General features: G+C 71.0%; 20 protein-coding genes. 12 read left to right on the forward strand and 8 right to left on the reverse strand.

Translation table 11 applies throughout. The features are described 5' to 3' along the window. Nucleotides 1-39 precede the first annotated feature (39 nt). The 5 genes from AMK10_RS33030 (at nucleotide 40) to AMK10_RS33050 (ending at nucleotide 5,295) form a co-directional block, all read left to right on the forward strand. On the forward strand, nucleotides 40-1,299 hold the full coding sequence (locus AMK10_RS33030) for a PP2C family protein-serine/threonine phosphatase (protein WP_073752745.1): 1,260 nt from the start codon (nucleotides 40-42) through the stop codon (nucleotides 1,297-1,299). Beyond that, on the forward strand, nucleotides 1,296-2,921 hold the full coding sequence (locus tag AMK10_RS33035) for a sensor histidine kinase (protein ID WP_073752747.1): 1,626 nt from the start codon (nucleotides 1,296-1,298) through the stop codon (nucleotides 2,919-2,921). Before AMK10_RS33030 ends, AMK10_RS33035 begins: the two co-directional genes overlap by 4 nt. Next, a complete protein-coding gene (locus AMK10_RS33040; protein WP_073752749.1) occupies nucleotides 2,918-3,361 on the forward strand; it encodes a response regulator in 444 nt (147 codons plus the stop codon). The genes AMK10_RS33035 and AMK10_RS33040 overlap by 4 nt, the downstream gene beginning before the upstream one ends. Before the next feature lie 97 nt (nucleotides 3,362-3,458). Continuing rightward, nucleotides 3,459-3,914 carry an ATP-binding protein gene (locus tag AMK10_RS33045; RefSeq protein WP_073752751.1) on the forward strand — a complete coding sequence of 152 codons (456 nt, stop codon included), beginning with the start codon at nucleotides 3,459-3,461 and terminating at the stop codon, nucleotides 3,912-3,914. Nucleotides 3,915-4,152: 238 nt separating this feature from the next. Further along, nucleotides 4,153-5,295 carry a DMT family transporter gene (locus AMK10_RS33050; RefSeq protein ID WP_198959840.1) on the forward strand — a complete coding sequence of 381 codons (1,143 nt, stop codon included), beginning with the start codon at nucleotides 4,153-4,155 and terminating at the stop codon, nucleotides 5,293-5,295. A gap of 43 nt (nucleotides 5,296-5,338) precedes the next feature. Here AMK10_RS33050 and AMK10_RS33055 read toward each other — a convergent pair whose 3' ends face one another. Then, nucleotides 5,339-6,598, reverse strand: a complete 1,260-nt coding sequence (locus tag AMK10_RS33055) for a peptidoglycan DD-metalloendopeptidase family protein (RefSeq protein WP_073752753.1) — start codon at nucleotides 6,596-6,598, stop codon at nucleotides 5,339-5,341. A 210-nt stretch (nucleotides 6,599-6,808) separates the two neighbouring features. On the opposite strand from AMK10_RS33055, the gene AMK10_RS33060 reads away from it, so the two are divergent. After that, nucleotides 6,809-7,879 (forward strand): LacI family DNA-binding transcriptional regulator, encoded by a 1,071-nt coding sequence (locus tag AMK10_RS33060; protein ID WP_073752755.1) that lies wholly within the window; start codon nucleotides 6,809-6,811, stop codon nucleotides 7,877-7,879. A 264-nt stretch (nucleotides 7,880-8,143) separates the two neighbouring features. On the opposite strand, the gene AMK10_RS33065 is transcribed toward AMK10_RS33060, so the two are convergent. Beyond that, a complete protein-coding gene (locus tag AMK10_RS33065) occupies nucleotides 8,144-9,235 on the reverse strand; it encodes a hypothetical protein (RefSeq protein ID WP_073752757.1) in 1,092 nt (363 codons plus the stop codon). A 278-nt stretch (nucleotides 9,236-9,513) separates the two neighbouring features. Then, a complete protein-coding gene (locus AMK10_RS33070; protein WP_241839747.1) occupies nucleotides 9,514-10,866 on the reverse strand; it encodes an ROK family transcriptional regulator in 1,353 nt (450 codons plus the stop codon). Nucleotides 10,867-11,008: 142 nt separating this feature from the next. Here AMK10_RS33070 and AMK10_RS33075 point away from each other — a divergent pair, with 142 nt between their 5' ends. From AMK10_RS33075 to AMK10_RS33100, 6 genes are all read left to right on the forward strand, one after another. Next, the gene (locus AMK10_RS33075) at nucleotides 11,009-12,322 is read left to right on the forward strand and encodes an ABC transporter substrate-binding protein (RefSeq protein ID WP_073752759.1); all 1,314 of its coding nucleotides are present in this window, start codon (nucleotides 11,009-11,011) and stop codon (nucleotides 12,320-12,322) included. 10 nt (nucleotides 12,323-12,332) lie between these two features. Continuing rightward, nucleotides 12,333-13,343, forward strand: a complete 1,011-nt coding sequence (locus AMK10_RS33080) for a carbohydrate ABC transporter permease (RefSeq protein WP_073752761.1) — start codon at nucleotides 12,333-12,335, stop codon at nucleotides 13,341-13,343. A gap of 22 nt (nucleotides 13,344-13,365) precedes the next feature. After that, nucleotides 13,366-14,205 (forward strand): carbohydrate ABC transporter permease, encoded by an 840-nt coding sequence (locus AMK10_RS33085; protein WP_073752763.1) that lies wholly within the window; start codon nucleotides 13,366-13,368, stop codon nucleotides 14,203-14,205. 20 nt (nucleotides 14,206-14,225) lie between these two features. Then, the gene (locus tag AMK10_RS33090; protein WP_073752765.1) at nucleotides 14,226-15,584 is read left to right on the forward strand and encodes a GH1 family beta-glucosidase; all 1,359 of its coding nucleotides are present in this window, start codon (nucleotides 14,226-14,228) and stop codon (nucleotides 15,582-15,584) included. A 133-nt stretch (nucleotides 15,585-15,717) separates the two neighbouring features. Then, complete coding sequence (locus tag AMK10_RS33095) at nucleotides 15,718-16,098, forward strand: hypothetical protein (RefSeq protein ID WP_073752767.1); 381 nt, start codon at nucleotides 15,718-15,720, stop codon at nucleotides 16,096-16,098. Between the two features lie 135 nt (nucleotides 16,099-16,233). Beyond that, nucleotides 16,234-18,240 (forward strand): hypothetical protein, encoded by a 2,007-nt coding sequence (locus AMK10_RS33100; RefSeq protein WP_073752770.1) that lies wholly within the window; start codon nucleotides 16,234-16,236, stop codon nucleotides 18,238-18,240. 135 nt (nucleotides 18,241-18,375) lie between these two features. Here AMK10_RS33100 and AMK10_RS33105 read toward each other — a convergent pair whose 3' ends face one another. The 5 genes from AMK10_RS33105 to AMK10_RS33125 form a co-directional block, all read right to left on the reverse strand. Then, entirely contained in the window at nucleotides 18,376-20,142 is a 1,767-nt protein-coding gene (locus tag AMK10_RS33105; protein ID WP_073752772.1) for a discoidin domain-containing protein, read from the reverse strand. Between the two features lie 86 nt (nucleotides 20,143-20,228). Continuing rightward, nucleotides 20,229-21,344 (reverse strand): DUF1996 domain-containing protein, encoded by a 1,116-nt coding sequence (locus tag AMK10_RS33110; RefSeq protein WP_073752774.1) that lies wholly within the window; start codon nucleotides 21,342-21,344, stop codon nucleotides 20,229-20,231. Between the two features lie 339 nt (nucleotides 21,345-21,683). Continuing rightward, nucleotides 21,684-22,763, reverse strand: coding sequence for a DNA gyrase subunit B (locus tag AMK10_RS33115; protein WP_241839748.1), 1,080 nt, complete (start codon nucleotides 22,761-22,763; stop codon nucleotides 21,684-21,686). 478 nt (nucleotides 22,764-23,241) lie between these two features. After that, complete coding sequence (locus tag AMK10_RS33120) at nucleotides 23,242-24,375, reverse strand: S1 family peptidase (protein WP_073752778.1); 1,134 nt, start codon at nucleotides 24,373-24,375, stop codon at nucleotides 23,242-23,244. Nucleotides 24,376-24,654: 279 nt separating this feature from the next. Continuing rightward, nucleotides 24,655-26,166 (reverse strand): carboxylesterase/lipase family protein, encoded by a 1,512-nt coding sequence (locus tag AMK10_RS33125; protein WP_073752780.1) that lies wholly within the window; start codon nucleotides 26,164-26,166, stop codon nucleotides 24,655-24,657. Nucleotides 26,167-26,351 lie beyond the last annotated feature (185 nt).

The following is a 26,351-nucleotide window of genomic DNA, read 5'->3' on the forward strand; positions in this document are numbered from 1 at the left end:
CCGCGGGTGCCCCGTGCCGTCCGTCGGAGGGGGTGGAGAGTGACCGAGACGCCGTTGGACACCTCTGCGCGCGTGAAGGAGCCCAGCGGGATTCCGGAGCAGCAAGGGGTTCTCGCTGCTGCCGACGCGTCCGCCTGGGCTGTCGGTGCGACCCTTCTCCTGGTCGAGGACGACTCGGGGGATGCTCTCCTCGTCGAGGAGATGCTCACCGACAGTGAGCTGGACGCTCCCCTCACGTGGTGCAAGACGCTGGCGGAGGCCCGGCGGTTCCTGCTGGGGTGCCGCACTCCTGTCTGTGTGCTGCTGGATCTGCATCTGCCGGACGTGAACGGCCTCGAAGCCGTCGGCCAGCTCGTGCAGTCCGCGCCGGATGCCGCCGTCATCGTGCTGACCGGTCTGGACGAGTCCGAGACCGGACTGTCCGCGGTGGCGCAGGGCGCCCAGGACTATCTGGTCAAGGGCCGGATCGATCCCGAGGTGCTGGGCCGCGCGGTCCGGTACGCCCTCCAGCGCAAGCACACCGAGCGGTCGGCGGCGGCGATGCGGACCAGCCGTCTGATCGCCCAGGAGAACGCCCGTCTGGAGCGCGCGCTGCTGCCCATACCGCTGCTGCTCGACGAGACCTTCGACGTGGCCGCCCGCTACGAGGCGGGGCGCGCCCACGGACTGCTGAGCGGCGACTTCTACGACGTGGTGCAGACGGCCGACGGCGCGGTGCACGCGGTGATCGGTGACGTCTCGGGTCACGGCGCGGCGGAGGCGGCGCTCGGGGTGTGTCTCCGGGTGGCCTGGCGCACGGCCGTACTGACCGGGGTGTCGCAGCTGGAGAAGATCGGTCTTCTGGAGGAGATACTCGTCGCCGAGCGGTCCGATCCCCATGTGTTCGCCACCGTGACCACGCTCGTCTTCCCGCCGGGCGGGGACAGGGTGCTCGTCGCGCGGGCCGGGCATCCGGGGCTGCTCATACGGCGCGGCCCGGACGTCAGCTGGGTGGAGCCCGACACCGGCATGGCCCTCGGGCTGCTGCCGGGCATGGGCCGCTGGACGATCACCGAGCTGGAGCTCGTCCCGGGCAACGAGCTGGTCCTGTTCACGGACGGCCTGTTCGAGGGGCGTACGGGGCCCAGCTCCCGGCTGGGAGAGGACGGACTGCTCGCCATGGCACGGAAGTACGGGGAACTGGCGCCGCGCGCCTTCGTGGACGCCCTGGTGGCCGAGGCCACCGAGAGCGCGTCCCCTTACGGAGGGCTGGCCGACGACGTCGCCGTACTCCATCTCGGCTGGAGGAACGGCTCATGAGCACAGAGGAACCCGCGGACGCACGCCCGGGCCCCATAGCCCGGCTGTCGGTGCAGAACTGGGTCCATCTGATCCTCGCCGGTTTCGTACTGGTGGTCTGCGGATGCCTCGTGGTGGGCGGGCTGGTGCTCTCCCGCATCTCCGACCGGACCACGGACCTGGTGGACCGTATCCAGCCCGCCCGCTCCTCCTCCTTCCAGCTGCAGAACTCGCTCCTGGACCAGGAGACCGGCGTCCGGGGGTACGCGCTGACCGGTGACAGCACGTTCCTGGAGCCCTACGAGGCCGGCGTGCGGAACGAGGCGGAGCGGCTGGACCGGGTGCGCGCCCTGGTGGGGGACGAGCAGCCGTACGCCGAGGACCTGCTGCGGATCGCGAGGGCCTCCGAGCAGTGGCGTGTGCTGCGGGCCGAGCCGCTGATCGCCACGGTGCGGGAGAACGGGCCGACCGCCGCGTCCTCGGCCCCGATCCTCCGGAGCAAGCAGGATTTCGACGCGCTGCGCCTCCTCTACACCACTCAGCAGAGCCATCTCGACGACGCGCGTGACAAGGCCCGCGCCGAGCTCGACGACGCGCGCGCCACGCGCGACCGGGTGCTCATCGCCCTGGTGATCGGCTTCGTGCTGTCCGTCGTCTCGCTCAGCCTGCTGCTGCAGCGCGTGGTCGGCCGGCCGCTGAACGCGCTGACCGCGGCCTCGGACAGGGTCAGAGCGGGCGCCTTCGACGCCAGGATCGCGGTCCGCGGCCCCTCGGACGTCAGAGCGGTGGCCGCGGCGGCCGAGGACATGCGCCGACGCCTGGTCGCGGAGCTGGCCGAGTCGCAGGACCGCGAGACGCTGCTGGCCGAGCAGACCACGGAGCTGCGCCGGTCCAACTCCGAGCTGGAGCAGTTCGCGTACGTGGCCTCGCACGACCTCCAGGAGCCGCTTCGGAAGGTGGCCTCCTTCTGCCAGCTCCTCGAGAAGCGCTACGGCACGCAGCTGGACGACCGGGGCCGGCAGTACATCGCCTTCGCGGTCGACGGTGCCAAGCGGATGCAGGTGCTCATCAACGACCTGCTGACCTTCTCCCGGGTGGGCCGGGTGCAGCAGAGCTGGAAGCCCGTCGACCTCGGCGGAGCCCTGGACCGGGCGCTGTCCAACCTCACTCTGGCCGTCGAGGAGTCCGGGGCGACGGTCGTACGCGAGGATCCGCTCCCCGAGCTGCTCGGTGACTCGACGTCGCTGACGATGGTCTGGCAGAACCTCATCGGTAACGCGGTGAAGTTCCGAAAGCCCGATGTGCCGTGCCGGATCACGGTCGGGTGTGTCCAGGAGGGCGAGGACTGGCACCTGACCGTCGCCGACAACGGCATCGGGATCGCGCCGGAGTTCGCCGACAAGGTCTTCATCATCTTCCAGCGCCTGCACGCCCGCGACGAGTACGAGGGAACGGGCATCGGGCTCTCCCTCTGCCGCAAGATCATCGAGTTCCACGGTGGCCGGATCTGGCTGGACCCGGAACCCGCCGAGGGCACACTCATACACTTCACCCTGCCGGTGCTTCCCGAAGCACCCACACACACCACGGCGGAGCTGCTCGCCCCCGCCCCGCTCACCCCCCGGTCGGGAGACTCCTCTTGAACGACGCCGTCAAGCCCATCGAGGTCCTGCTCGTGGAGGACGATCCCGGTGACGAGCTGATGACCCGTGAGGCCTTCGAGGACAACAAGATCCGCAACACCCTGCATGTGGTGCGCGACGGCCAGGAGGCGCTGGACTTCCTCTACCGTCAGGGCGAGTACCCCGACGCCCCGCGCCCCGACCTGGTGCTTCTCGACCTGAATCTGCCCAAGTACGACGGCAGGCAGGTGCTCGAGAAGATCAAGACCGACCCGGAACTGGCGTTGATCCCGGTGGTGGTCCTCACCACGTCCTCGGCGGAGGAGGACATCCTGCGCAGCTACAAACTGCACGCCAACGCCTATGTCACCAAGCCGGTCGACCTCGAGCAGTTCATCGGAGCGGTGCGCCAGATCGACGACTTCTTCGTGAGCGTGGTCCGGCTGCCGCCACGTGCGTAAGATCTCGGTACATCTCCCGGAGTGAGATCTCTCGACACGGGTAGACGAACGGCGAGAAGAGGTTGACGACCTCCCCTGCGCGCCCTGGCTGGAGCACATGAACGAACAGGCCACCTCACGGCCGGAAGACCCCTGTCAGGGGTCTCCGTCCACCGAGGTTCTGCTCGCCGCGGAGGTGTTCGACGGCGAGCCCGGATGCATCGCGCAGGCTCGCGCCCTGGCCGACCGTTTCCTCGCGCGACTCACGGCGGAGTGGCTGGCCGTTCTGGGTGAGCACACCCGCAGCGATCTGATGCTGGCGGTCAGCGAGCTCGTCACCAACGCCGACCGGTACAGCCACGGGCCCTATCTGCTGGAGCTCGAAGGCGACGCACAGCGGATAAGCGTCACGGTCTACGACAGCAGCACGGCGCTCCCGGTGCTCTACTCCCCCGACCCGGCCCGTCTCGGCGGCCACGGCATGGAGATCGTCGTCGCGCTCTGCGACCGTCTGACGGCCGAGCGGGTGCCCGTCGGCAAGCGCATCCGGGCCGAATTCCAGCTCAGCACCTGAGCCACCCCTCGTCGGCTCCCGGCCCGGAGAAATGGGCCGTTTCACCCCTTTTCGCACACTTTCCGCAGCCGTACGACGGCACGGCGTCACCTCCTGGACGAACTTCTGAGCCCGCGGGCGATGAGGACTACCGTCGAGAGGAGGACCCAGGAGTGAGGTACGTACAACTGGAGCAGTACGCCGAATCGCCGCCTCAGGGACGACGACGCGGCCGCTCCGACGAGACATCGTGGTGTACATGAGTTCCCTCGCGCTTTCCGTGCTGCTGTCACTGGTCTCCGCCGTCGCCTACGCGGCCGGCGCGATCGTCCAGGAGCGCGTGGCGTCGGCCGCGGGAAGCCGCCCGTACGCGCCGCTGCGCAACGGCGTCTGGTGGGTGGCCGTCGGGCTCAACGGCGTCGGGGCGCTGCTCCACGTGGTGGCTCTGGCGTACGGACCGCTCAGCCTCGTGCAGCCGCTGGGTGCGCTGACGATCGTCTTCGCGCTGCCGATGGCGGCGGTCTTCGTACGGCGCAGGGCGGGGCGCACGGCCTGGCGCGGCGCCGTGATGGCCACGGTGGGGCTGGCCGGGCTGCTGGCTCTCACGGGGAGCGCCGGATCGCACACGCTGGCGGGCCCGGAGCAGCTGACCCTGGCGACGGGGACCTTCGGCGCCGTGGCGGCCGTACTCGTCGTCGCCAAGGGACTGCACCGGCCGATGCTGCGCAGCGTGGTGCTGGCCACCGGCGCGGGCGTCGCCTTCGGCATGGCGTCGGTGTTCACCAAGACCGTCGCGGTGGAGTGGACCTCCGGCGTGGTGGGTTCGGGGCTGCCGACGCTGCTGGTGATCGCCGCGCTCGCCGCGGCGGGCCTCCTGCTCTCCCAGGCCGCCTACCGGGGCGCCGGGCTCACGGCACCGCTGGCGACGGTCACGGTGGTCAACCCGGTGGTCGCCGCCGCCGTGGGCATCACCATGTTCGGGGAGCAGTTCCGCTACGGCCTGACGGGAGCCCTGCTCGCGCTCGCCTGCGGTGCTCTGGCGGCGGCCGGTCTGGTGCTCCTGACCATGGAGCGGGTGGCGACCGAGCGATCCATGCCGGAGCACCCGGAGGCCGGGCGGGACACGCCGGAGGGCACCGCCGACGCCCCGGACGAGGACCCTGTCCGGCCGGTGACACCGCCCGAGGTGAAGCTTCCCGAGCCGTCGAGACCCGCCGTCGCGCCGGGGGCGGCCCTGCCGGACCCCTTTCCCGCGCCGACGGCGCTCTCGCTGCCGCTGACGATGCCGCTGGACCACGGCGGCGGGCGGGTCGAGTTCGGCGCCGGGCGTCCCACGTCCCGTGCCGAGCCGCCCGTCGCCGGTCCGTCGCGGCGGTGCGACTTACTGATCGCTTCGGACTGAGTCCGGGCCGCGTCCGTGGCCGGATCCGCCGGACACGGAACGCTCAGACGCTGACGCCACCGGCCCTGAGGTAGGCGAGCGGGTCGATGTCGGAGCCGTAGCCGGGGCCGGTGCGGATCTCGAAGTGCAGGTGCGGGCCGGTGCTGTTCCCCGTGGAGCCGGAGCGCGCGATGCGCTGGCCACTGCCGACCTGCTGGCCCTCGCGCACGTGGAGCGACGAGAGATGCGCGTACTGGCTGTACCTGCCGTCGCTGTGCCGGATGACGACCTCGTAACCGTACGCGCCCGCCCAGCCGGCGGAGACGACCTTTCCGGACGCCACGGCCTTCACCGATGTGCCGGTGGGGACGGGGAAGTCGACGCCCGTGTGGTAGCCGCTGGACCATGATCCCGCCTGGTGGTACGGCGTTCCGGTACGGGCCGAGACGGGGGCGGTGAGGCCGGTGCGGGACTTCGCCGTCTTCTTCTCGCTCTGGGCGGGTTTCGCGGCCTGCTTGGGCGCGGCGGTCTTCGGGGCGGCCGTCCTGGGCGCCGCGGCCTTCGGGGCCGCCTTCTGGGCCGTCTTCTGCTTCGGCGCCGAGGTCGTGGGCTTCGGCGTCGCGGTCACGGGCTTCCCCGCCACGTCCAGGGTCAGCCGCTGCCCCGGGAGGATGAGATCGGGGTCGGCGCCCACGACGGAGCGGTTGGCGGCGTACAGCCGCTGCCAGCCACCCCGCACCCGCTCGGCGGACGCGATGCCGGAGAGCGAGTCGCCGTGCGCCACGGTGTACGACTCGCGCTTGCCCGGCACGGTGGTCGGTGATGCCTTCGCCGCCCCGGCGTCACGGGCGGTCTTCGTCGAGGAACCGGACTGGGGCGTCTTGCCCTTCCCGGTCCCGGCCGTGGTCTGGCGCTCGTGCTGGGGGGCGATGTCGGGTGCGTCCCCGCCCTGCTTCAGGCCCGCCCGCACGGAGCAGGTCGGCCAGGCGCCGGGGCCCTGCCCGTCGAGCACCTTCTCGGCGACGGCTATCTGCTGGTCCTTGGTCGCCAGGTCGGCCCGTGCGGCGTACGCGGTGCCCCCGTACGCGGCCCAGGTCGACCCGCTGAACTGAAGGCCCCCGTAATAGCCGTTGCCCGTGTTGATGTGCCAGTTCCCGGTCGACTCGCAGGCGGCGACCTTCTCCCACACATCGGTCGATGCGGCGCCCGCCGAGGCAGCGGTGAGGAGCGGGAGCGCGATGCCCGCACCCCCCGCCGTCACCGTGAGCGAAGCACGGTTGATCCGGCTGGGCTGATATCTGCGGTGCCGTCCGTTCGCGGCCATGATTCGGCTCCCCCACTGGCTGTAGGACACGTCGCAAGCGGCCAACGTATGGGCATACAGAGGGTGGTGACAAGTGAACAATCAGCTCTCGCCGCCCATGCGCCCCGGCGCACGACCCCCGGGGGCACAGTCGACGGCCCGGCGGGCCGCACCTCGCGGACTTGGGAGAGCGCTCTATCCGGGCTGCCCGCTGATGCTATAAATGCGCCCATGACGGATGCTCCCCGACCGCCCGGCGCGGCCCCCACCCTGGAGGACGTGGCGAGGGCGGCCGGTGTCTCACGCGCCACGGTCTCCCGGGTCGTCAACGGCGTGCGGAACGTCGACCCCGCGATCCAGAAGGCCGTGCGGCAGGCGGTCTCCGTCACCGGTTACGCGCCGAACCGCGCGGCCCGTTCCCTGGTGACCCGGCGCGCGGACGCCATCGCGCTGGTGGTGTCGGGCGCGGGGGTCGCCGAGGAGGGCGCGGAACCCACGGCGGAAGGGTCCTTCACCGCCCAGGTGTTCGCCGATCCGTTCTTCGGCCGCGTGGTGACGGGAGTCGTCGACTATCTGCGCCCGCGCGGCATGCACCCGGTGCTGATGTTCGCGGAGAGCTCGCGGGCCCGGGACGAGGTGGTGGACTACCTGAGGCAGGGCAGCGCCGACGGGGCGCTGATCGTCTCGACGCACGCGCAGGACCCGCTTCCCGCGCTGATCACGGACGCCGGGCTGCCCGCCGTGCTGTACGCGCGCCCCGCCAGGCCCGCCCGGATCAGTTACGTCGATCTGGCGCACCGGGACGGCGCCCGATTGGCCGCCGAGCATCTGCTGGCGCGCGGCTGCCGGCGGATCGTCACCATCAGCGGGCCGTTGGACCTGCCGGCGGGGCAGGAGAGGCTCGCGGGCTTCCAGGACACGCTGACGCGGCACGGGCATTGCGGCGTCCCGGTCGCCGAGGGCCGCTTCACCCAGGAGAGCGGCGAGGCCGCCATGGAGCGGCTGCTCGCCGAACATCCGGACCTGGACGGGGTGTTCGCGGGGAACGACCTGATGGCCATGGGCGCCTGCCATGTGCTGCGGGAACACGGCAGACGGGTGCCCGACGACGTGGCGGTGGTCGGCTTCGACGACAGCAGCGCAGCTTCGACCTGCCGGCCACCGCTCACGACGGTGCGCCAGCCGGTGGAGGACATGGCGGCGGAGATGGCCGGACTGCTGCTGGACCGACTGGCCGCGCCGGACCGGCCGGTGACCTCGGTGATCTTCGAACCCGTACTGGTGGTGCGGGACTCCGCCTGACCGCATGAGCTGAGCCGCCCGGGCTGCCTGTCCTGCCACCCGTGGAGCGTCGCCACATGTGGAACGTCACCGCACCCGGCGCCCGGAACGCGGCGGACACGGATTCGCCGGACGAGTCGGAGTTCGACGGGGTCGGGGAGTGATTCCCGCCGGGCGGGTTCGTCGGAGAGGGCAAGGAAACTCCGCCAGGCTGCTTCGACGGGGTCGGTCGCACCGTCATTCTGCACGTCTCGGGCGACGAGGTGAACAGCTGCTGGTGCGGCGCTAGTTCGGGAAGAGGAAGTTGGCGATGGTCGTGTCCACGACCTGTGAGATCGGCAGTGTCGCGGCGTCATCGGGGAAAACCTGGTTCTGGAAGACGGCGACGAAGCGCCGTCCGGATGTGGGCTCCTTGATGATCGCGGCCTCCGAGGCGACGGTCGTGCCGTTGTTCACCGGCCCCAGGCCGTTCTTCGACTGGAAGGTGATGAACTGGACGTCGGGGTCGTGGCTCAGGAACACGTGCCGCCTTTCGGCCGCGCGGAAGAGGTAGACCAGCATGGCGAGGTCGGACGCCGGGTCGACGAGCGGTGTGTTGTCGGTGGCGGGGGCCTCGTCGGCGCCGGTTCCGACCCCAGGTGCGCCACCGGCGCCGGGACTGGACGCCAGGAACGCGAAAAGGCGCGCCATCTGCAGGGCGGACGTCGCCTGGGCGACGGGTGTGTCGTTGACGCAGGGAACACGCTGAGGCGGGAACCCGTGCCCGAAGTCACCGCACAGCCACATTCCGTCAGCCGTCTGTGGCTCAGCGGCGGCGTCCTCGTCGAAGAAGCCCGCCGACGCCGTGGCCCGGGTGAGGTAGCCGAAGCCCAGTCCGTGCACCACCGATCCAGCGGCACTGTTCTTGCCGGCGACGATCGCATCGAACAGTTGCTCGGCGAAGTGCTGCGTGAAGTTGACCGTGCCATCCGGCTGCAGCTGGAAGACCTCGCTCCACCGGGGAAGCAGGAAGCCGTCGAGGTTGACCCCGGCCAGCTGCGCGACCCGGTCCTCCTTGATCAGGGTGTCGAAGGTGCTGCCCACGATCGCGAGTGTCTGGTCGCGCGGCGGGCCGAAGGTGGCGACGAAGTCGTTGACCGCTCTGCGCAGTTCGAACGCGACCCACATCGCCGCGGTCTTGAGCAGGCTCGCCGAGTAGTGGACCTGCTCCCCCAACTGGCCCGCGAAGTCGTGCGGTTCGGTCTGGTTCAGTGCGGCGATGATGATCGGCGTGCTGTCCAGCCCTCCGCCGAAGGAGGACATCGCGGCGTCGAACGCCTGCTGGAGGTCGGGGTCCGGGTCGAGCAGTTCAGGTTTGGTCTCGGGGAAGATGGCCATGCGAAGCTCCCGGGAGTTACGACCGGGTGGTTACCGGGGTCCCGGTCGTGGCAACGCCCCAGTACGGGCGGCCTTCACTTCCACGGGATCACGCCACTCCCCACTCCGCACGTCCACGGTGAAGGCTCCCCCGCCGAACCCCCGCGCACCGTGAACTGCCGACCCTTTGCACGTAAGTGCGGCACCTGCAACCATGAGACAGGAGGGCTTCCGCCCTGCCTGCGGCAGGAGGCCGGCCGCACCCGTCGTCCATGCCACCCAGCTGCCCCCGGTGCGTCTCACGCCTTCGCCTTACGGCTGCGGTTCGACGTCCCTCCGTCCTTGGCCGTGGTGACGACGTCCTTGGCCGTGGTGACGACCGGGAGGGGCATCCGTGCGGAGCGCGTGCCGCCGCGGGCCAGGAAGTCGGCCAGGGGCAGGGTCGCGGCGCCGACCGTGACCGCGTCCGGGCCCAGGTGCCCCAGGTCGATCGTGGTCCGGGCCGCCGCGTGCCGCAGGGCGTAGTCCTGGGCGTACCGGCGGATGTCCGGGAGCAGATGGGGACCGATGAGCAGCCCCGCCCAGCCGCCGAGCAGGATGCGTTCGGGCAGGAAGAGGTTGACCAGGTCGGCCAGGGCGGCACCCAGGCACTCGGCCGTCTCGTCCAGGATGGAGACGGCGACCGGGTCCGGGGCTCCGCCCCCGGGGCCCGGGTAGGCGGCCGCGAGGAGTGCGGCGAGGGCGCTCTCGTCGTCGGCGTCCGGTGGCAGCGGGCCGCCCGCCTCCTGCCAGCGCTCGCGCATCGCTTCCGCTCCGGCGTACGCCTCCAGGCAGCCGATGGAGCCGCAGCGGCACCGGCGGCCCCGCAGCTGCACGGTCGTGTGGCCCCATTCCAGCGCGGCGTCGGAGAGGTCCTCGTCGAGGATGTCCCCCCGGTTGACGCTCGCGCCCACGCCGGAGCCGATCAGGGCGACGGCCGCCGATCCGGCGCCCCGCCCGCCGCCGAACCACATCTCGGCCTGGCCCAGCGTCTTCGCGCCGTTGTCGATGAAGAACGGCACCTCGGGCGGCACGTCCACCGCGGCACGGAGCAGCCGTTCGAAGGGCACGGCGCTCCAACCGATGGTCTGCCCGTGCACGACCGCGCCCGGACCTCCGGCGGCTTCCGGTGCGTCGCGTTCGATGATGCCCGGCACCCCGATGCCGACGCCGAGCAGCGCGCGGGGGTCGGCGCCCGCGTCGCGCAGGACGTCCAGAACGCCCGAACGGACATGGCTGACGATGCGCTCGACGTCGTATCCGTGCTGTGCCAGCAGGCGGTCGGTGCGGGCGAGCTCCGTCAGTGAGAGGTCGAACAGCTCGACGCGCACCCGGGTCTCCCCGATGTCGATGCCCACGAACAGTCCGCCGCCCGAGGAGATCCGCAGCAGCGTGCGGGGGCGTCCGCCGTCGGAGTCGACGATGCCCGCCTCCTCCACGAGCCCTTCCGAGACGAGCTCGGCGACCACGTTGCTGATGGATCCCGAACTGAGCCCCGTGACGGGCCCGAGCTCCTGACGGCTCAACGGACCGTCGAAATACAACCGTTGCAATACCCGCGCCCGGTTGCCCCGTCGCAGGTCACGCACGGTCCGTCTGCTGCGTTCAGCCATGTTGCTCCCTTCCTTCCGGCAACATACCCCGGCCCCAGCCCTTGACGCGCACTTTCTTCAGCTCTTAAATCACATCTTAAATTAAGAGCGAAGGGGCGTTCGGATCCCGAACCGCGCCCTCCCCGGAAAGGGGCCACCTTTCATGCGTCACCTCAGAGCCGCAGCAGCCATCACCCTCGCCATGTCCGTAGCCGCCGGAGTGACCGGCTGCGGCGGCGGCACGTCGTCGGACGACGGCAGCAACGAGTCGCCGAAGACTCTGACCTACTGGGCGTCCAACCAGGGCCCGAGCATCGAGGCCGACAAGAAGATCCTCACGCCTGAGCTGAAGAAGTTCGAGAAGGAGACCGGGATCAAGGTGAAGCTGGAGGTCGTGCCCTGGGCCGACCTGCTGAACCGCATCCTCGCCGCCGCCACGTCGGGGCAGGGCCCGGACGTACTGAACATCGGCAACACCTGGTCGGCTTCGCTGCAGGCCACCGGCGCGCTGCTCCCCTGGGACGACAAGAACTTCGAGGCGATCGGCGGCCGGGACCGCTTCATCGAATCGGCGGTGGCCTCGGCCGGCAAGGAGGGCGAGCCGCCCGCGGCGGTACCGCTCTACTCCCTCGCGTACGCCCTCTACTACAACAAGAAGATGTTCGCCGACGCGGGCATCACCACCCCGCCCGCCACCTGGGACCAGCTCGTCAAGGACGGCAAGAAGCTCTCCAAGGACGGCAAGTGGGCCCTCGGCGCCGAGGGTTCCAACCTCTCCAACAACATCCACCAGACCTTCGTCCTGGGACAGCAGCACGGCGCCGACTTCTTCGACGAGGCGGGCAAGGCCGACTTCACGTCGGACGGCGCCGTCGCGGCCGTGAAGCAGTACGTCGACCTCATGGCCAAGGACAAGATCATCGCTCCGGGCAACGCGGAGTACGCCCAGAACCAGTCGCTGACGGACTTCGCCAAGGGCCGGACGGCGATGGTGCTCTGGCAGGCCGCCGCCACCACCTTCGCCGCGCAGGGCATGAAGCCGGAGGACTGGGGGGTGGCTCCCGTCCCCGTCCCCGCCGGTGCGCCGGGCGCGGGCAAGCAGACCAACTCCATGGTGGCCGGGATCAACATGGCGGTGTTCAAGAACACCAAGAACATCGACGGTGCCAAGAAGTTCGTGAAGTTCATGACGAGCGACGAGGAGCAGAAGATCCTCTGCAAGACCTACGGGTCGATCCCGCCCGTCAAGGCCGCCCAGTCCGACCCCGCCTTCGCGGCCCCCGAGCTGAAGGTCCTGCGCGACACGCTCGCCACCAGCGCCGCACCGCTCCCCCAGGTGCCGAACGAGTCGCAGTTCGAGACGGCCGTGGGCACCGCGGTGAAGGAGCTGTTCGCGGACGCCGCGGCAGGTACGCCCGTCACCACCGAGTCGGTCAAGGCGCGCCTGGAAAAGGCGCAGCAGACCATGCAGCAGTGAGGCACCTTTCATGACCGCCACCGTCACCACGGACCCCGAAGCCGGCACACCGGCCAGGGGTACGAGCCGGGGCAGCGGGGATGCGCGGCGCGGACTGCCGCGCATCCCCGACCGGATCCGCCGCGGCGGACTGCCCTATCTCCTGCTCCTCCCGGCCGTCCTGCTCGAACTCCTCATCCATCTGATCCCGATGATCGTCGGCATCGTGATGAGCTTCCGCCAGCTCACCCAGTTCTTCATCAGGGACTGGGGTGCGGCACCCTGGACCGGCCTCGACAACTACAGGATCGCCGTCGACTTCGACGCCCCGATCGGTGAGGCCCTGCTCCGCTCCTTCTTCGTCACCTGCGTCTTCACCTTCTTCGCCGTCGGTCTCGCCTGGCTGCTCGGGGTCGCCGCGGCGATCATGCTCCAGGAGAACTTCCGGGGCCGCGGCCTGTTGCGGGCCGTGTTCCTCGTCCCGTACGCCCTGCCGGTCTACGCGGCGGTCATCACCTGGGCGTTCATGTTCCAGCGGGACAACGGACTGGTGAACCACGTCCTGCACGACCAGCTGGGTCTGACCGACCAGCCGTCGTTCTGGCTGATCGGCGACAACAGCATCTACGCGCTGATCATCGTCTCGGTCTGGAAGGGCTGGCCGTTCGCCTTCCTGATGCTGATGGCCGCGCTGCAGAACATCCCGCGCGAGCTGTACGAGGCCGCGTCGATCGACGGCGCGGGCATCTGGCAGCAGATCCGCAGGATCACCCTGCCCTCGCTACGGCCCGTCAACCAGGTGCTGGTGCTCGTCCTCTTCCTGTGGACGTTCAACGACTTCAACACCCCGTACGTGCTGTTCGGGAAGGCGGCTCCTTCGAGCGCGGACCTCATCTCGATCCACATCTACCAGTCGTCGTTCGTCACCTGGAACTTCGGCACCGGCTCCGCGATGTCGGTGCTCCTGCTGCTCTTCCTCCTGGTCGTGACGGCCGTCTATCTGTTCTTCACCTCCCGCGGAAGGAAGGGTTCCCGTGCCTAGCCCCCGTGCAGTCCGGTCCCCCATGGCCGCGCCGCGGTCCTTCCTCTGGACCCGCAGGGTCGTCCTGACCCTGCTCGCGGGCTTCGTCCTGCTGCCGGTCTACGTGATGGTCAGCAGTTCGCTGAAGCCGCTCCAGGACGTGTCGGGGAAGTTCCGGTGGATACCCGACGAGCTGACCGTCCGGCCGTACTTCGACATCTGGGAGACCGTCCCGCTGGCGAAGTACTTCGTGAACTCGCTGGTGGTCGCCGGGGCCGCGACGGTCTGCTCGGTGGTCATCGCGGTGTTCTCGGCCTACGCCGTGAGCCGGTACAGCTTCCGGGGCAAGCGGGTCTTCACCGTCACGGTCCTGTCCACACAGATGTTCCCGGGGATCCTCTTCCTCCTCCCGCTGTTCCTCATCTTCGTCAACATCGGCAACAGCACCGGCCTGGCCCTGTACGGCTCACGGGGCGGGCTGATCCTCACGTATCTGACGTTCTCGCTCCCCTTCTCCATCTGGATGCTGATCGGCTACTTCGACTCCATCCCGAGGGATCTCGACGAGGCCGCGATGGTCGACGGCTGCGGCCCGGTCCGCGCCCTGTTCCGGGTCGTCGTGCCGGCCGCGGTGCCCGGGATCGTCGCCGTGTCCGTGTACGCGTTCATGACAGCGTGGGGCGAGGTCATGTTCGCCTCCGTGATGACGAACGACACCACCCGCACCCTGGCGGTCGGGCTTCAGGGCTACGCAACCCAGAACGACGTCTACTGGAACCAGGTCATGGCGGCCTCGCTGGTCGTCAGTGTGCCGGTCGTCGCGGGATTCCTGCTCCTGCAGCGCTATCTCGTCGCCGGCCTCACCGCGGGAGCCGTCAAGTGACCCACGAAGAAAGGCAGTCAGTGAACGACCTCACCGGCCTCCCGGCCGACTTCACCTGGGGCGTGGCCACCGCCGCGTACCAGATCGAGGGAGCGGTGGCGGAGGACGGCCGCTCGCCCTCGATCTGGGACACCTTCTCGCACACCCCGGGCGCCGTCGACAACGGTGACACGGGGGACGTGGCCTGCGACCACTACCACCGGGTCCCCGAGGACATCGGCCTGATCGGGGAACTCGGTGCGAACGCCTACCGCTTCTCGGTGGCCTGGCCGCGCGTGGTGCCCGGCGGCGACGGCCCGGTGAACAAGCCCGGTCTCGACTTCTACGACCGGCTGACCGACGGCCTCCTGAAGGCCGGCATCACACCGTTCGCCACGCTGTACCACTGGGACCTGCCGCAGGCACTCCAGGACCGCGGCGGCTGGACCGTCCGCGAGACCGCGGAGCACTTCGCGGAGTACGCCTCCGTCGTCGTCGGTCGCCTCGGCGACCGGGTGAAGGACTGGGCCACGCTCAACGAGCCGCTCTGCTCGGCCTGGATCGGGCATCTGGAAGGCCGGATGGCGCCGGGCCTGACCGACCTGACGGCCGCCGTCCACGCCTCGTACCACCTCCACCTCGGCCACGGCCTGGCTGTTCGGGCGATCCGCGCGCAGTCCGCGGACGCCCGCGTCGGCATCGTCAACAACCTCAGCCCGATCGAGCCCGCGAGCGACAGTGCGGAGGACCTCGCCGCCGCCGTCCGCGCCGACGGCCACATCAACCGCTGGTGGCTGGACCCGATCCACGGCCGCGGCTACCCGCAGGACATGCTCGACCTGTACGGCGTCGAACTCCCCCAGCGGCCGGGCGACCTGGAGACCATCGCCGCGCCCCTCGACTGGCTGGGCCTGAACTACTACTTCCGCCAGATCGTCACCGCGGACCCGGACGGGCCCGTGCCGAACGCCAGGCAGATCCAGCCGACCGGCGCGCGGCACACCGCCATGGACTGGGAGGTCCACGCCGACGGCCTGGAGCAGCTGCTGCTGCGCCTCACGGACGAGTACGGCGCCCGGCGGATCCACGTCACCGAGAACGGCTCCGCCTACGAGGACACCGTGCGGGCCGACGGCTCGGTGCACGACCCGGAGCGCACCCGCTTCCTGGAGGAGCACCTGTCCGCCTGCGCCCGCGCGGTCCGCAAGGGTGCGCCGCTGGCCGGCTACTTCGCGTGGTCGCTGCTCGACAACTTCGAGTGGGCGTACGGCTACGACAAGCGCTTCGGTCTCGTCCACGTCGACTACGCGACCCAGCGCCGCACGGTCAAGAGCAGCGGACGGCGCTATGCGGAGCTGATCCGCGGGCTCTCGGGCGACAGGCCCCGCACGACGGCCTGAGCCCCTTCCCCGGGCGACGGCCCGAGCCCCCGGCCCGGCGGCCCCACCCGCCGGCGTCCGGGGGCGTTCCGCTGTTCGGCTCACCGCAGGCCGGCGAACGGGTGCGGGACTCCGGGGCACATATGCTCACCGTATGGAGCAGAGCGAAGTCCTCAAGCGAGTGATCGGCATCCTCACGGAGGCCGGCGAGATGCAGCGCCATGCCGAGGAGGACACGGGCGGGGGCGACCCCGACGCGGGCGGCAACATGGTGACCACTCTCCTCAACGAGACGATGCCGCACATCGCCATTCCCTCCGACGCCACCGTCGAGGAGATGGCCGTCCTGGTGGGGCGCGAGGTCGGCGGAGCGGTCGAGCAGCTGGTCGGAGCCTTCACCCTGGCCTTCATCGCGCTCGCCCAGGTCCACGACTCCGGCCAGGAAAACGTGAGTTCGGCCGATGTGCTCCAGGATCTGGCGCTGCGGGCCGAGGAGCTGAGCGCGGGCGACGAGGGCCCGGAGGGTCCTCTGTAGGCGCGAGGCCCGCTCCTGACGGAGCGACGGACCGACCCGCGAGGGTACGAGCCACGAGGCCGATGTGACCGTCACACGATTGGTTCGTTTGCCGTGTGACGGATCTCCGCCCACGGCTCGGAAGGCACCCACCCCATGCCGCTCCATCCCCCGCCGCTCCGCCGGCTCGGCCCCGGCGCGCACCTCGGCGTCAAGGAGGCCGAGGCAGCGCTGGTAGAGCACTATCCGCGCCTCGTGCGGCTGGCCTATCTCACCCTGCCGCCGGGCCTCGGACGGCACCGCAGGGTGCTCGCGGCGCACACCGCCGTACAACGCGCCCTGCGCGGCCGGGCCCGCCCCGCACCGGCCCCGGGTGCGGAGGGCATCCCCGCTCCGCGGTCCGGGTCCGGGGTGGTGGACGGCACCCGAACCCCCGCCTACGCCGCGGTCCGCCTGCGTGCCGTGCGCCACGCGCTGGCATACGGGCGGAGGCCTCGCTGGTGGCCGGGGCGGGTCCCTCCACCCGCGGCGCTGCGCCCCTCACTGCCGGTCGTACGGGGGCTCCGGCTCTTCCCGCGCGCCGGCGGCATGGACGAGTTCACTCTGGACCGCGCCCTGGCGGACGTACCGGCGCCCGTCCGTGCGGCGTTGGGTCTGTGCCTGCTGGAGTCGCTGTCCCCGGACGCCGCCCGGGCGCTGCTCTCCGAGGCGGGAGTGGCGGATCCGGGCGCCGCCGTGCGGGCCGCGGCCCAGGTGTCCGGGAGCGATCACGAGCAGGTCCGGCGCATGCTGGGGTCGGGCGAGTTCGACCCCTGCACGGTGCAGACGCGCCCCGGCGATCTGCTCCGGCGCCGGTACCGGGTACGGGCGGGCGCGGCTGCCCTGGCGCTCGCCACGCTGGCCGGGGGCTTCGCCCTGACGGCCGGACCGGATTCAGGCGACGCCCCGTCCCGGGCGGCCGCCCGGCGCGTGACGGTGCCGGGCGGCGCGCTCGACCCCGCCGCGCTCCTGCGGACCTCTCCGGCGCAGTGGGCGGACACCTCACGGGTGGACTTCAGCGCCTGGCCGCCACGCGGCGGCCGGACCGGCGACCGTGAGCTCCTGGAACGGGCCCTGGGCAGCTGGGCCGCCCCCGGTCCGGGCACCACCGTCACCGCCACCCCCGGTACTGCTGTCGTGGCGCCCGCCCAGCCCCCTCAGCTGCTGTTCGCGGGCGACGTGGACGGTGAGACCGTCGTGCTGTTCCACGACGGCGGGGTGCGTGTCGTCCGGTACGCCGAACCGCTCTCCGGAACGGCCTCCCCCGCCCTGGACTTCGCCCGGTCCGACGAGGCGGACGTCACCACCGCGGCGGCGCTCACCGTCAGCCGCACCGCCACGTCGGCGCGGTATCTCCTGGCGCCCTGGGTGACGGAACCGGCGACGCGGGACCTCCTGGCACCCGACACCCCGGCGCGGCCGCTGGAGACGGACGGTGACGGAATCACCGCGGCAGTGCCCCTTCCTGCGGAGGGCGGCGCATGCGAGTCCTGGCCCGCGATGCAGGTGCGGTCGTCGGAGAAGATCGTGGAGAAGCACGCGTTCCTCCTGACCGATCTCGGCGAGCTCGCACCGGTGCACCTCACCCACACACCGGCGCCCGGCTCCGGAGCGCCGGCCCGTCAGCCGCGCGAGGCGACGAGTGCCGAAGCCCTGACCGGCTGGGCGCGCACGGCGTGTTCGCTGCGGGACCTGCGGCGGTCGGGGGTGCGGGCGGTCAACAACTGGCGGTTCGCGGTGCAGCCGCTGCCCGGCACCCGCTCCACGGCTGACTGGCTGTGCACGCGGGCGGACACATGGCGCGGCCCGGGCCGGGTCATGGTGCAGTTCGCTCCCCCCGCCGCCTCCCCGTCCGCGCCGGCCGAGGTGGTGACCGACCGCCGGAACACCGCCCTGTGCAGCCGGTTCGGCCAGCACGTCGTCGCCGGCACGCACTGGAGGTCACCGGCCGGAGCCTGGTACGTGCTCGCGGCGGGCAGCCGCGCCGTGCGCCGCGTCGAGGTGGCGGGTGCCGTCCGCGGGGCCGCCTCAGGCACGACGCTGGCGGTCCGCGCACCGCAGGACGCCGTCTTCCGGGTCACCGGGGAACTCCACGACGGCGGGAGTGCGCCCTCGGTCCGGTGACGGGCCCCCGGCCGGGGATGTCGCGCGGCAACAGAAGGCCGCGGCGGGCCACGGATGTCCGTGGCCCGCCGCGGGCTCTCCGGCCGCACCGACAGCGGGGAGTGGGACGGTGCGGCAGGCCCTGACCGCGGTCCGTCAGCTCCGGTAGACCCCGAATTCGTAGAGCGAGTAGCCCCAGGCGGTGCCGCGTGCCGTGGCGTTCACCCGTACGTAGCGCGCCTCACCCGAGACGTCGAGGTCGTCGATCCCTCCGTTGCCGTCGGTGACGGTACGGACGGTGTTCCAGGTCTGCCCGTCGTCCGAGGTCTGGACGGTGTACCCCTTGGCGTACGCGGCCTCCCAGGCGAGCTGCACATGGTCGAACGCCGTCCTGGCCCCCAGGTCCACCTGGATCCACTGCTGGTCGGCCCACGCACTCGCCCAGCGGGTGTCGAACGAACCGTCCACCGCGTTGCCCGCCGGGCACGGGCAGCCGACGCTGTCCGGCTGGAAGCTGGACGCGGTGGCAGGCCTGCCCGCCGCCAGGTTGGTGCCACCGACCTCCGGCGGCACGACCCGGAAGGACTTGGTCTCGATGCCGACGTTGCCCTTGCCGTCCGCGCTCTTGAGGTAGACCTTCCACACGCCGAGACGGTCGGGGGCGGTGACCTCGAAGGTGCCGTTGCCCTTGTCCGTGAAGGGCGTGTCGACGAGTTGGCCGCTGTCGTCCACGTACTTGCCGCCGAGCAGCACCTGATGGGTGAGCGGGTCGCCGTCGGGGTCGGAGACGGAGGCCTTCACGGTGAAGGGCTTGCCCGCCTGGACGGCCGAGGCGTTGTCCACGGTCATGCCGCTGATCACCGGCGGCGTGTTGTCGCCCGAGGTGTCCGCACCGTACGCCTTCTTGACCGCGTAGTACGAGAGCCGCTTCTGGCCCGCCGGGAGCAGGTTGAACCAGACGCCGCCGAAGTCGTACTCGGTGCCGTAGTGGAACAGCGTCGCGCCGAGCGCCACCCCTGTGTGGCCCGTGACGCACTGCCACGCCCTGCTGTAGCCCTCGGCCTTCGCCACGTCGGTGGGCTCTTCCGGTACGCCGTTGGCGTCGTCGGGCACCTCCCACTCACCGGCCGGGCCGCCCTCGGTCACGATGTAGGGCTTGTCGAAGCCTCCGTCCTCCCAGGTCCTGCGGATGTCGCAGACGGCGCCGTAGGAGTTCACGGCGTACAGATCGAGGTCCGGCGCGTTCTTCTTGTAGTACGGCCAGGCCCCCGTCCAGGCGTCGGTCGAGGTGACCGGGTGGTCCGGGTCGACGGCGTGGATCTTCTTGGTGATGTCGTTGACGAACGTCGTGTACGCGTCGCGCTGCCGCTCCAGGGCATCGCCGCTGTAGCAGTTCTGCAGGCCGAGCACGGACTCGTTGCCGACGTTCCACATGAGGACACCGGGGTGGTCCTTGTAGGTGTCCACCCACTTGGGGAACTCGGCGAGCATGTTGTTCTTGTAGGTGGTGTCCGTCAGGTAGTCGACACACCCGCCGCTGCCCGGACCGCCGCCCGGCTGGAGCCAGAAGCCGGCGATGACCTTGATGCCGTTGGCGGCCGCGCTGTCCAGCAGCGGTGCGGTCGTGGCGTCGGTGCCCCAGGTGCGGATGGTGTTGACGCCCATCGACCTGACGTCCGGCATGTACCGTCCGGCGTCGGCGACGGCCGGACCCCAGGTCAGGCCCTTCACCGTGTACGGCGCCCCGTCGACGGTGAGGCGCCAGGCGCCCTGTGATCCCTCGACCTTCACCACGGTTCCGGCCGCCTGGGCGGCGGGCACGGGCAGGGCTGCCGCTCCGGCGGCGAGGAGAGCGGCGACGGCGAGCCTCGCTGTCGTGCGTCTGCGGCCGAGGGCCGCGGGGGTGGGACGTGTCCGTTTCATGGTCCTGGAACTCCTCGTGGGGGGAGAGTATCGGAGAGCGCTCTCCCTCATGGGCATGGAGCACCCATGAGGGAGAGCGCGGCGGGTCAGGGCAGTTCGTAGTTCTCGTCGAGGGCGGCACCCTCGCCCGGGTTGTTCTGGTCGTACCCCCGGGCGTCGCACTGGAGGCCGCCCACGATGCAGTGACCGACCATGGCATCGAGCGTGGCGTCGTCCCACGCGTTGAAGAAGTCGTAGTGGAAGGAGTGGCCCGTGCCGCTGGCCAGCCTCACCTGCGACATGTCACCGTTGACCGGCCACGCCATCTTGAACTCGATCATCGGCAGTGCGACGGGGTGGCTGGTCGGGCAGACGTCCTGGTTGGCGCCCATCACGACGGGATAGGCCATGTGGGCCTTGTGGTCCGGGGTGTCGAGATTCCTCCCGTCCCAGCAACTCGGCGCCTGCATACGCAGGTTGAGCTGAGTGTCCCGACTGGTCGGGCAGCTCGCCGGGAAGTCGAAGTTGTGGTAGCTCTCACCGCACTCGTAGCCCTCGACCGTGCCCGGGTGGTCGCGGAACTCCTCTGCCGTCTGCGTCGGGCTGCCGACGACGAAGCGCAGCCCCTTGGGGAACGGCCGGACGGTGCGGTAGTCGGTGACTCCCGCCTTGTAGTAGATGGTCTGCGGACCGACCGGGCGCACTTCCTGGTCGCCGTTGTACAGCGTCGGCATCCAGTAGGCGGACAGATCACCGGGCGCCTTGCACGCGGTACCGCCCGCACCCAGCGACGAGGTGGTGCTGTTCTCGTCGGTGGTGTCGTTCCCCATGAACGTATGGTTGTGCGACTTGCCCGTCTGCCCCGGGTAGACGATCGGGTCGACCGATCCGGTGTGGTTGACCGAGCAGTTCGCCTGGAACTCGTGGAAGTACCGGTGCGGCGGTATCTCGGTGGACGGCTGCACGCCGGTGACCGGCGGGTTCGCCGGGATGTAGCCGTCTCCGTCGGGGTCGTCGCCCGAGGGAACGGGATCGGCCGCCGCCATGACGTGCCCCTGCGCCATGTGCGACGCGGCGGCCGGCGCCCCCGCGCCCTGCGGGGCTGCCCCGGCCTTCGGGGCACCGGCACCCGTGATCGCCGTGAGCCCCATGACGACCAGGGCGAGCGCTGTGGCGACGACGAGGGCTGACACCAGGGTGGTTCTGCTGATTCTTTCGGCCATGCGGACCTCCGTACCGCTCTGCGTCCCGTGCACATCGGGTGCACGGTGGGGGGAGAGTGGAGCTGGCTGGTGCATCGTGCGCGAAACCTTCGGAGAGCGCTCTCCGAAGCGGTGCCAGTGTTGCGTCGCCGCTGAGAACATGTCAATAGCTGGTGAACGGTGCCCTGCACACGGGGAGTTGCGTAACGGGCACCCACCGCCTCCTCGGCCTGCGGCAACGGGCAGCCGGGCGGCGCCCGACGAGCACGCGACGAACTCGGGGCCGGAGAGGCGTTCCACCGGCCGGCTCGTCCCCTGCGGGCCGGGAGCCGAAGACTCGACGGACCGCTCGGCCGACGTTCAGTCCCGGGGGACGTTCCGCAGGATGCGGTCGAGGACCTGCGCGGCGTACGTCGGCCGGTCCCCGAGCCAGGCGCCGAGGTGTTCCCGGACGGCCTCCGCGACGCAGTCCCGCACCTCGGGATTGCCGAGCAACTCACATGTGGCGCCCAGGTATTCGGGGCGTTCGAGCTTCACCGACACCACGGCCGTGAGGCCCTCGCAGATCCGGTCGGCCCAGGAATCACCTTCCACGTCGGGGAGCCCTCGTGCTCGCGCGTACGCGGTGACCACCGCCGCCACTCCGTCCCTGAAGCCGTCCACATGCGTGCCGCCCTGACGGGTGGCCCGGCTGTTGGCGAAGCCGCGTATCCGCTCCTGGTGGGAGCCGCTCCACAGCAGCGCCACCTCCATCGTCCCCGCCATCCGCGGATCCTCGCGCTCGAAGCCGATGACGTCCGCCTGGAGGGCGGTCCCCGTCTCCGCGCCGAGGGCCGCCACGCACTCCCGCACTCCGCCGGGGAACCGGAAGCTCACCGCCCGAGACCCGCCCCCCGGACGTTCGTCGGTCAGCGACAGCCCGAGGCCACGGTTGAGGAAGGCCACCTGCCGGAAGCGCTCCTCCAGCTGGGAGAACGAGCACCGCGTCGTCTCGAAGATCTCGGGGTCGGGCCAGAAGGTGACGGTGGTCCCGCTGCCGGCCGCCGGCCCCATGGCGGCGGGCGGGGCGACCGCGACACCACGCGCGAACTCCTGGACCCGGCGGGTCCCCCCGCACCGCGCCTCGGCCGTCAGCCGGCTCGACAGGACGTTGGCCACGAAGAGCTCACCTCCTGCACAGCCGTGGCCCATGTACACGAGGGGCCTGCCGGCCTCGATCGCGACGGGCATGCTCGTCAGCAGGGCTTCGAGACCGGTGCCGCCGGTGTCACGGGCAGCCGCGACCGACCCGTTGTCGGAGACCCGCACGCCACCGTCGGGGGTGAGGGTGACATCGACGGCGCCGCCGCCCCGGCCGGCCAGGGCGTGATTCACCGCCCGGCCGATGACCTGGAACACCATTTCGTGCAGACCGCGTTCGCCGGTCGATCCCACCCACATACCGGGCCGTTTCCGAACACCTTCCCGCCCCTGCAGCTCCTCGGTCCGGACAGCGTCGTACCCCGTCGTTTCCCCACTCACGAAGACCCCCCACATGGTGCCGGCAGACCTCCCGAGCGTACGGGAAGGCCGACAGAACACCAGGTCAGAGCGGTTGCGGCGAAGCTGTGACCGGGCAGGTGAGGGCGTACCGGCAAGCAGTCGGCCCAGGCGCCGCGCACCACGCCCGGAGCCTGCCCACGAGCTCGCCGAAGGCGCGTACGACCCCATTCCCAGCGCCCCGGAGGCCCCCGATTCCGATACGTGACAGAGCCGCCGGGAGACCGCGCGCCGTGAGTGCGCCGAACCGGGGTGCGGGGGGCGCTCGCCCGGTAACTCCCCCGGAAACGACGAGGTCTGCCGCGGCAGGGGGCCACCCTGCTGCCGCAGCAGACCGGTCGCGTTCCGCCGGGTCACCGTGACCCGGCGGGGTCATGGGTCAGGCGGTGTGGAGGGTCAGCCCGTAACGGTTGAGGATCTCGTTGATGGGCTGGTGCCAGGTCTCGCCGCCGCTGCTGCAGTTGCCCCAGCCGCCGGAGGTGACACCCTGCGCCTGGTCGCCGCTGATGAACGAGCCGCCGGAGTCGCCCGGTTCGGCGCACACGCTGGTCTTGGTCATCTGGTGGACGGCGCCCTGGCTGTAGTTCACGGTCTCGTTCTTGGCCAGGACGTTGCCGCAGTGCCAGTGGGTGGTGGAGCCGGAGCGGCAGATCGAGGCGCCGATCGGGGCCTCGTTGGAGCCGCGTACCAGCTGGTCCGAGACGGTGCCCCAGCCCAGGACGACCGGGACGGTCCACCAGCCGCTGCCGACGTTCACCCAGGCGTAGTCGTTGTCGGGGAAGGACGATCCCTGGAAGTTGCCGATGGCCGAGCCGTCCCAGCCCCTGACCGCTCCGCCCGCCTGGCCGCAGTGGCCGGCCGTGACGAAGCCTCCGTGCACCGAGAAGCCTATGGAGCACCGGACGTTGCCGGTGTAGTACGGGTCGCCGCCGACCGTGCCCGCCGCGAAGGTCTGCGGAGCCTGGGTGGTCTGCTTCACCGTGACGGGTCCGAGTGCCCGCGCCTTGGTCAGGAAGGCGCGGACATCGTTGTCACCCCGCTCGGAGGCGACGACGTTCACGACCACGCTGTTGGCGCGGGGGTCGACGTGCCAGCTGCTGACCCCGGTGGGGGCGGAGAGCGCGTCGAGCTTGTCCTTCGCGGCGTCGAGCTGACGCGCCGTGTGGTCGACGACGCGCGCCTCGGCGCCGGTGGCGCGGACGGCGCGGGCCTTGGCGCTGTCCGTGACGGCCACGGTCAGCTTGCCGCTGCCCGCGTCGAACCAGGAGCCGCCGAACGACGTCCCGGCCGCGCTCCGCGCGGTGCCCTCCAGGGCCGTCGCCGCCTTCTCCGCGGTGATCCGGGCCACCGCCTGGCCCTTTGTCAGCCCGAGGTCCCGCTGCATGGCCGTGAGGAGCCCGGCAGAGGCCTGGGGGCCGGTGGAGGAGGTGGCGTCCGCCGCGGAGGCCTGGGTGAGCCCGGCGGTCGCCCAGGTTCCGATGATGAGCAGTGCGGAGAGACCGGTCCGCACCATCGTCGTATGTCTCAAGGGAGTGCCCCTTCGTGTTGTTCCAGCATCGTGGGGGTGGAACAGGAAGCATCCGAAAGCCGTCTGAGAGCGCTCTCAGAAGTGCCGCTACGGACTGTAGTGCAGTTCGACGGGCAGGTCCATGCCAATGACCGCGAGGCGGCGCGCCCGACGGCAGATCCCTCGGAACGGCCGCCGTTCCACCGGTCGTCACGGCGGCCGTTCCACCGGTCGTCACGGCGGCCGTTCCAGCAGTCGTCCCGGCCCGCGACGCCGGCCCCGGCGTCAGGGCGTGAGCAGCGGCAGTCCCGTCGCACGCCACGGCTCCCGGAAGGCGTCCCACCGGCCGCCGGGAGCCTTTGTCGCGGTGTCCCAGATCCGCACGGGGCCGCCGTCGGGGGTGAGTCGCGGCCAGCCCGGATCGCCGGAGGCCGCGAAGTCCGCCCAGGCCCGCGTCATCCGCGCCGCCAGCTCACGGTCGGCCGCACCCGGCGGTCCACCGATGAGGAAGTGGACGCTGTCGTCGTCCAGGGTGCCGAACGCGAACGGGATGTCGGCGCAGTGCCACGCCCTGACCGGTCCCCCACGGCCGTCCTGCCGCCGGACGAAGCGCGCGAGACGCGTCCGGCCGCCTGACCGCGCATGGGCCTCGGCCAGTCTGCTGCTGTACTCGCCGAACATCAGATCCCCGTACAGGGCGAGGTGGACGTCCTGCACCGATGCCTCCGGGGCCAGTCCCCGATAGGCCTCCACCAGCGGTTCAGGGAGCTGGAAGTCCGCTGCGAAGACGGTGAGTTGCTCCTCCGTCGTGATCTTCGCGCAGCTGCCCACCGCATCGAGCAGCCAGTACTCCTCGGCCGTGTGACACACCATCAGGTCCACCTCACGTGCGGTGCCCGCGGCGCACGCGGTGAGTGGGTCGAGGGGAAGCGTGTCGCCTCCTGCCACCGGTCCGTAGATCGCGGGATCGTAGTGGCGCCGCCCTGACCCGGGGTCGCGCCGACAGGCCTCCACGACCCGGTCGGAGGCGTCGACCAGCGCCTTCGGGGACGTGGACACCAGCCCGGCGTACGTGGCGGACACCCCCGCCTCCGCGGCCACCTCCGCCGTGGTGCGGGCCGCGGACGCGAGCGATGCGCAGGCGTTCACCGCGCTGTGGACGATGGCGCGGCGGAACAGGCCGCGTGCCCCGTCCATCGCCATCAGACAGGCGACCGAGGTGGCCCCGGAGGACTGGCCGGCCACGGTGACACGGTCGGCGTCGCCACCGAACGCGGCGATGTTGTCACGCACCCATTCGAGCGCGGCGATCTGGTCGAGCAGGCCCCGGTTGTCCGGGCAGATTCCGTCGGCCCCCGCGGACGGTACATGACCGAACCCCTCGAACCCCAGGCGGTAGTTGAGCGTGACGACCACGAGGCCCCGGCCGGCCAGGACGGTGCCGTCGAAGTCCGGTTGCGCGGAGGAGCCGAAGACATAGGCACCGCCGTGGATCCAGACGAGCACGGGGAGCGCGTCGCCGCTGCCGCCGGGCGTCCAGACGTTGAGGCTGAGCACGTCCTCCTCGCCGGGGGACCAGGCCGGAGCACCGGGCAGCCGTGCGGACTGCGGGGCGACCGGACCGTACGCGGCACAGGACCGCACCCCGTCCCAGGGAGCGGCGGGGCGCGGGGCGCGGAACCGGCCGGCACCGAACGGCGGTGCGGCGTAAGGGATTCCGCGCAGCACGGTGATGCCGGGATCACGTTCGCCCGGCCGCCCCTCGACCGCTCCGGCCTTCGTCCTGAAGACGCTCATCCGCACTCCCCCGTCGCTCCCCTGCCGATCCGGTATCACCCTCGCACCGGCCGGGCTGCCCTGGCCAACACCTGATCGGCGCCTATTGACGCACACCCGATGTGAATCAGTCGGGCGACCTCACGGCCTGTCGCCCCCCTCACCCCACCCGCGTGCGCCGATCCTGGCAGGGCCCAGAACCGACC

Origin of the sequence: Streptomyces sp. CB02058 (assembly GCF_001905505.1) — a bacterium.
In the GTDB taxonomy this organism is placed as follows: domain Bacteria; phylum Actinomycetota; class Actinomycetes; order Streptomycetales; family Streptomycetaceae; genus Streptomyces.

Excerpts from the sequence above, each read along its gene's own strand:
- AMK10_RS33035 (WP_073752747.1), top strand. The coding sequence starts at position 1,296 with ATGAGCACAGAGGAACCCGCGGACGCACGCCCGGGCCCCATAGCCCGG.
- AMK10_RS33045 (WP_073752751.1), top strand. The coding sequence starts at position 3,459 with ATGAACGAACAGGCCACCTCACGGCCGGAAGACCCCTGTCAGGGGTCT.
- AMK10_RS33050 (WP_198959840.1), top strand. The coding sequence starts at position 4,153 with ATGAGTTCCCTCGCGCTTTCCGTGCTGCTGTCACTGGTCTCCGCCGTC.
- AMK10_RS33055 (WP_073752753.1), bottom strand. The coding sequence starts at position 6,598 with ATGGCCGCGAACGGACGGCACCGCAGATATCAGCCCAGCCGGATCAAC.
- AMK10_RS33060 (WP_073752755.1), top strand. The coding sequence starts at position 6,809 with ATGACGGATGCTCCCCGACCGCCCGGCGCGGCCCCCACCCTGGAGGAC.
- AMK10_RS33065 (WP_073752757.1), bottom strand. The coding sequence starts at position 9,235 with ATGGCCATCTTCCCCGAGACCAAACCTGAACTGCTCGACCCGGACCCC.
- AMK10_RS33070 (WP_241839747.1), bottom strand. The coding sequence starts at position 10,866 with ATGGCTGAACGCAGCAGACGGACCGTGCGTGACCTGCGACGGGGCAAC.
- AMK10_RS33075 (WP_073752759.1), top strand. The coding sequence starts at position 11,009 with ATGCGTCACCTCAGAGCCGCAGCAGCCATCACCCTCGCCATGTCCGTA.
- AMK10_RS33080 (WP_073752761.1), top strand. The coding sequence starts at position 12,333 with ATGACCGCCACCGTCACCACGGACCCCGAAGCCGGCACACCGGCCAGG.
- AMK10_RS33085 (WP_073752763.1), top strand. The coding sequence starts at position 13,366 with ATGGCCGCGCCGCGGTCCTTCCTCTGGACCCGCAGGGTCGTCCTGACC.
- AMK10_RS33095 (WP_073752767.1), top strand. The coding sequence starts at position 15,718 with ATGGAGCAGAGCGAAGTCCTCAAGCGAGTGATCGGCATCCTCACGGAG.
- AMK10_RS33100 (WP_073752770.1), top strand. The coding sequence starts at position 16,234 with ATGCCGCTCCATCCCCCGCCGCTCCGCCGGCTCGGCCCCGGCGCGCAC.
- AMK10_RS33105 (WP_073752772.1), bottom strand. The coding sequence starts at position 20,142 with ATGAAACGGACACGTCCCACCCCCGCGGCCCTCGGCCGCAGACGCACG.
- AMK10_RS33110 (WP_073752774.1), bottom strand. The coding sequence starts at position 21,344 with ATGGCCGAAAGAATCAGCAGAACCACCCTGGTGTCAGCCCTCGTCGTC.
- AMK10_RS33115 (WP_241839748.1), bottom strand. The coding sequence starts at position 22,763 with ATGTGGGTGGGATCGACCGGCGAACGCGGTCTGCACGAAATGGTGTTC.
- AMK10_RS33120 (WP_073752778.1), bottom strand. The coding sequence starts at position 24,375 with ATGGTGCGGACCGGTCTCTCCGCACTGCTCATCATCGGAACCTGGGCG.
- AMK10_RS33125 (WP_073752780.1), bottom strand. The coding sequence starts at position 26,166 with ATGAGCGTCTTCAGGACGAAGGCCGGAGCGGTCGAGGGGCGGCCGGGC.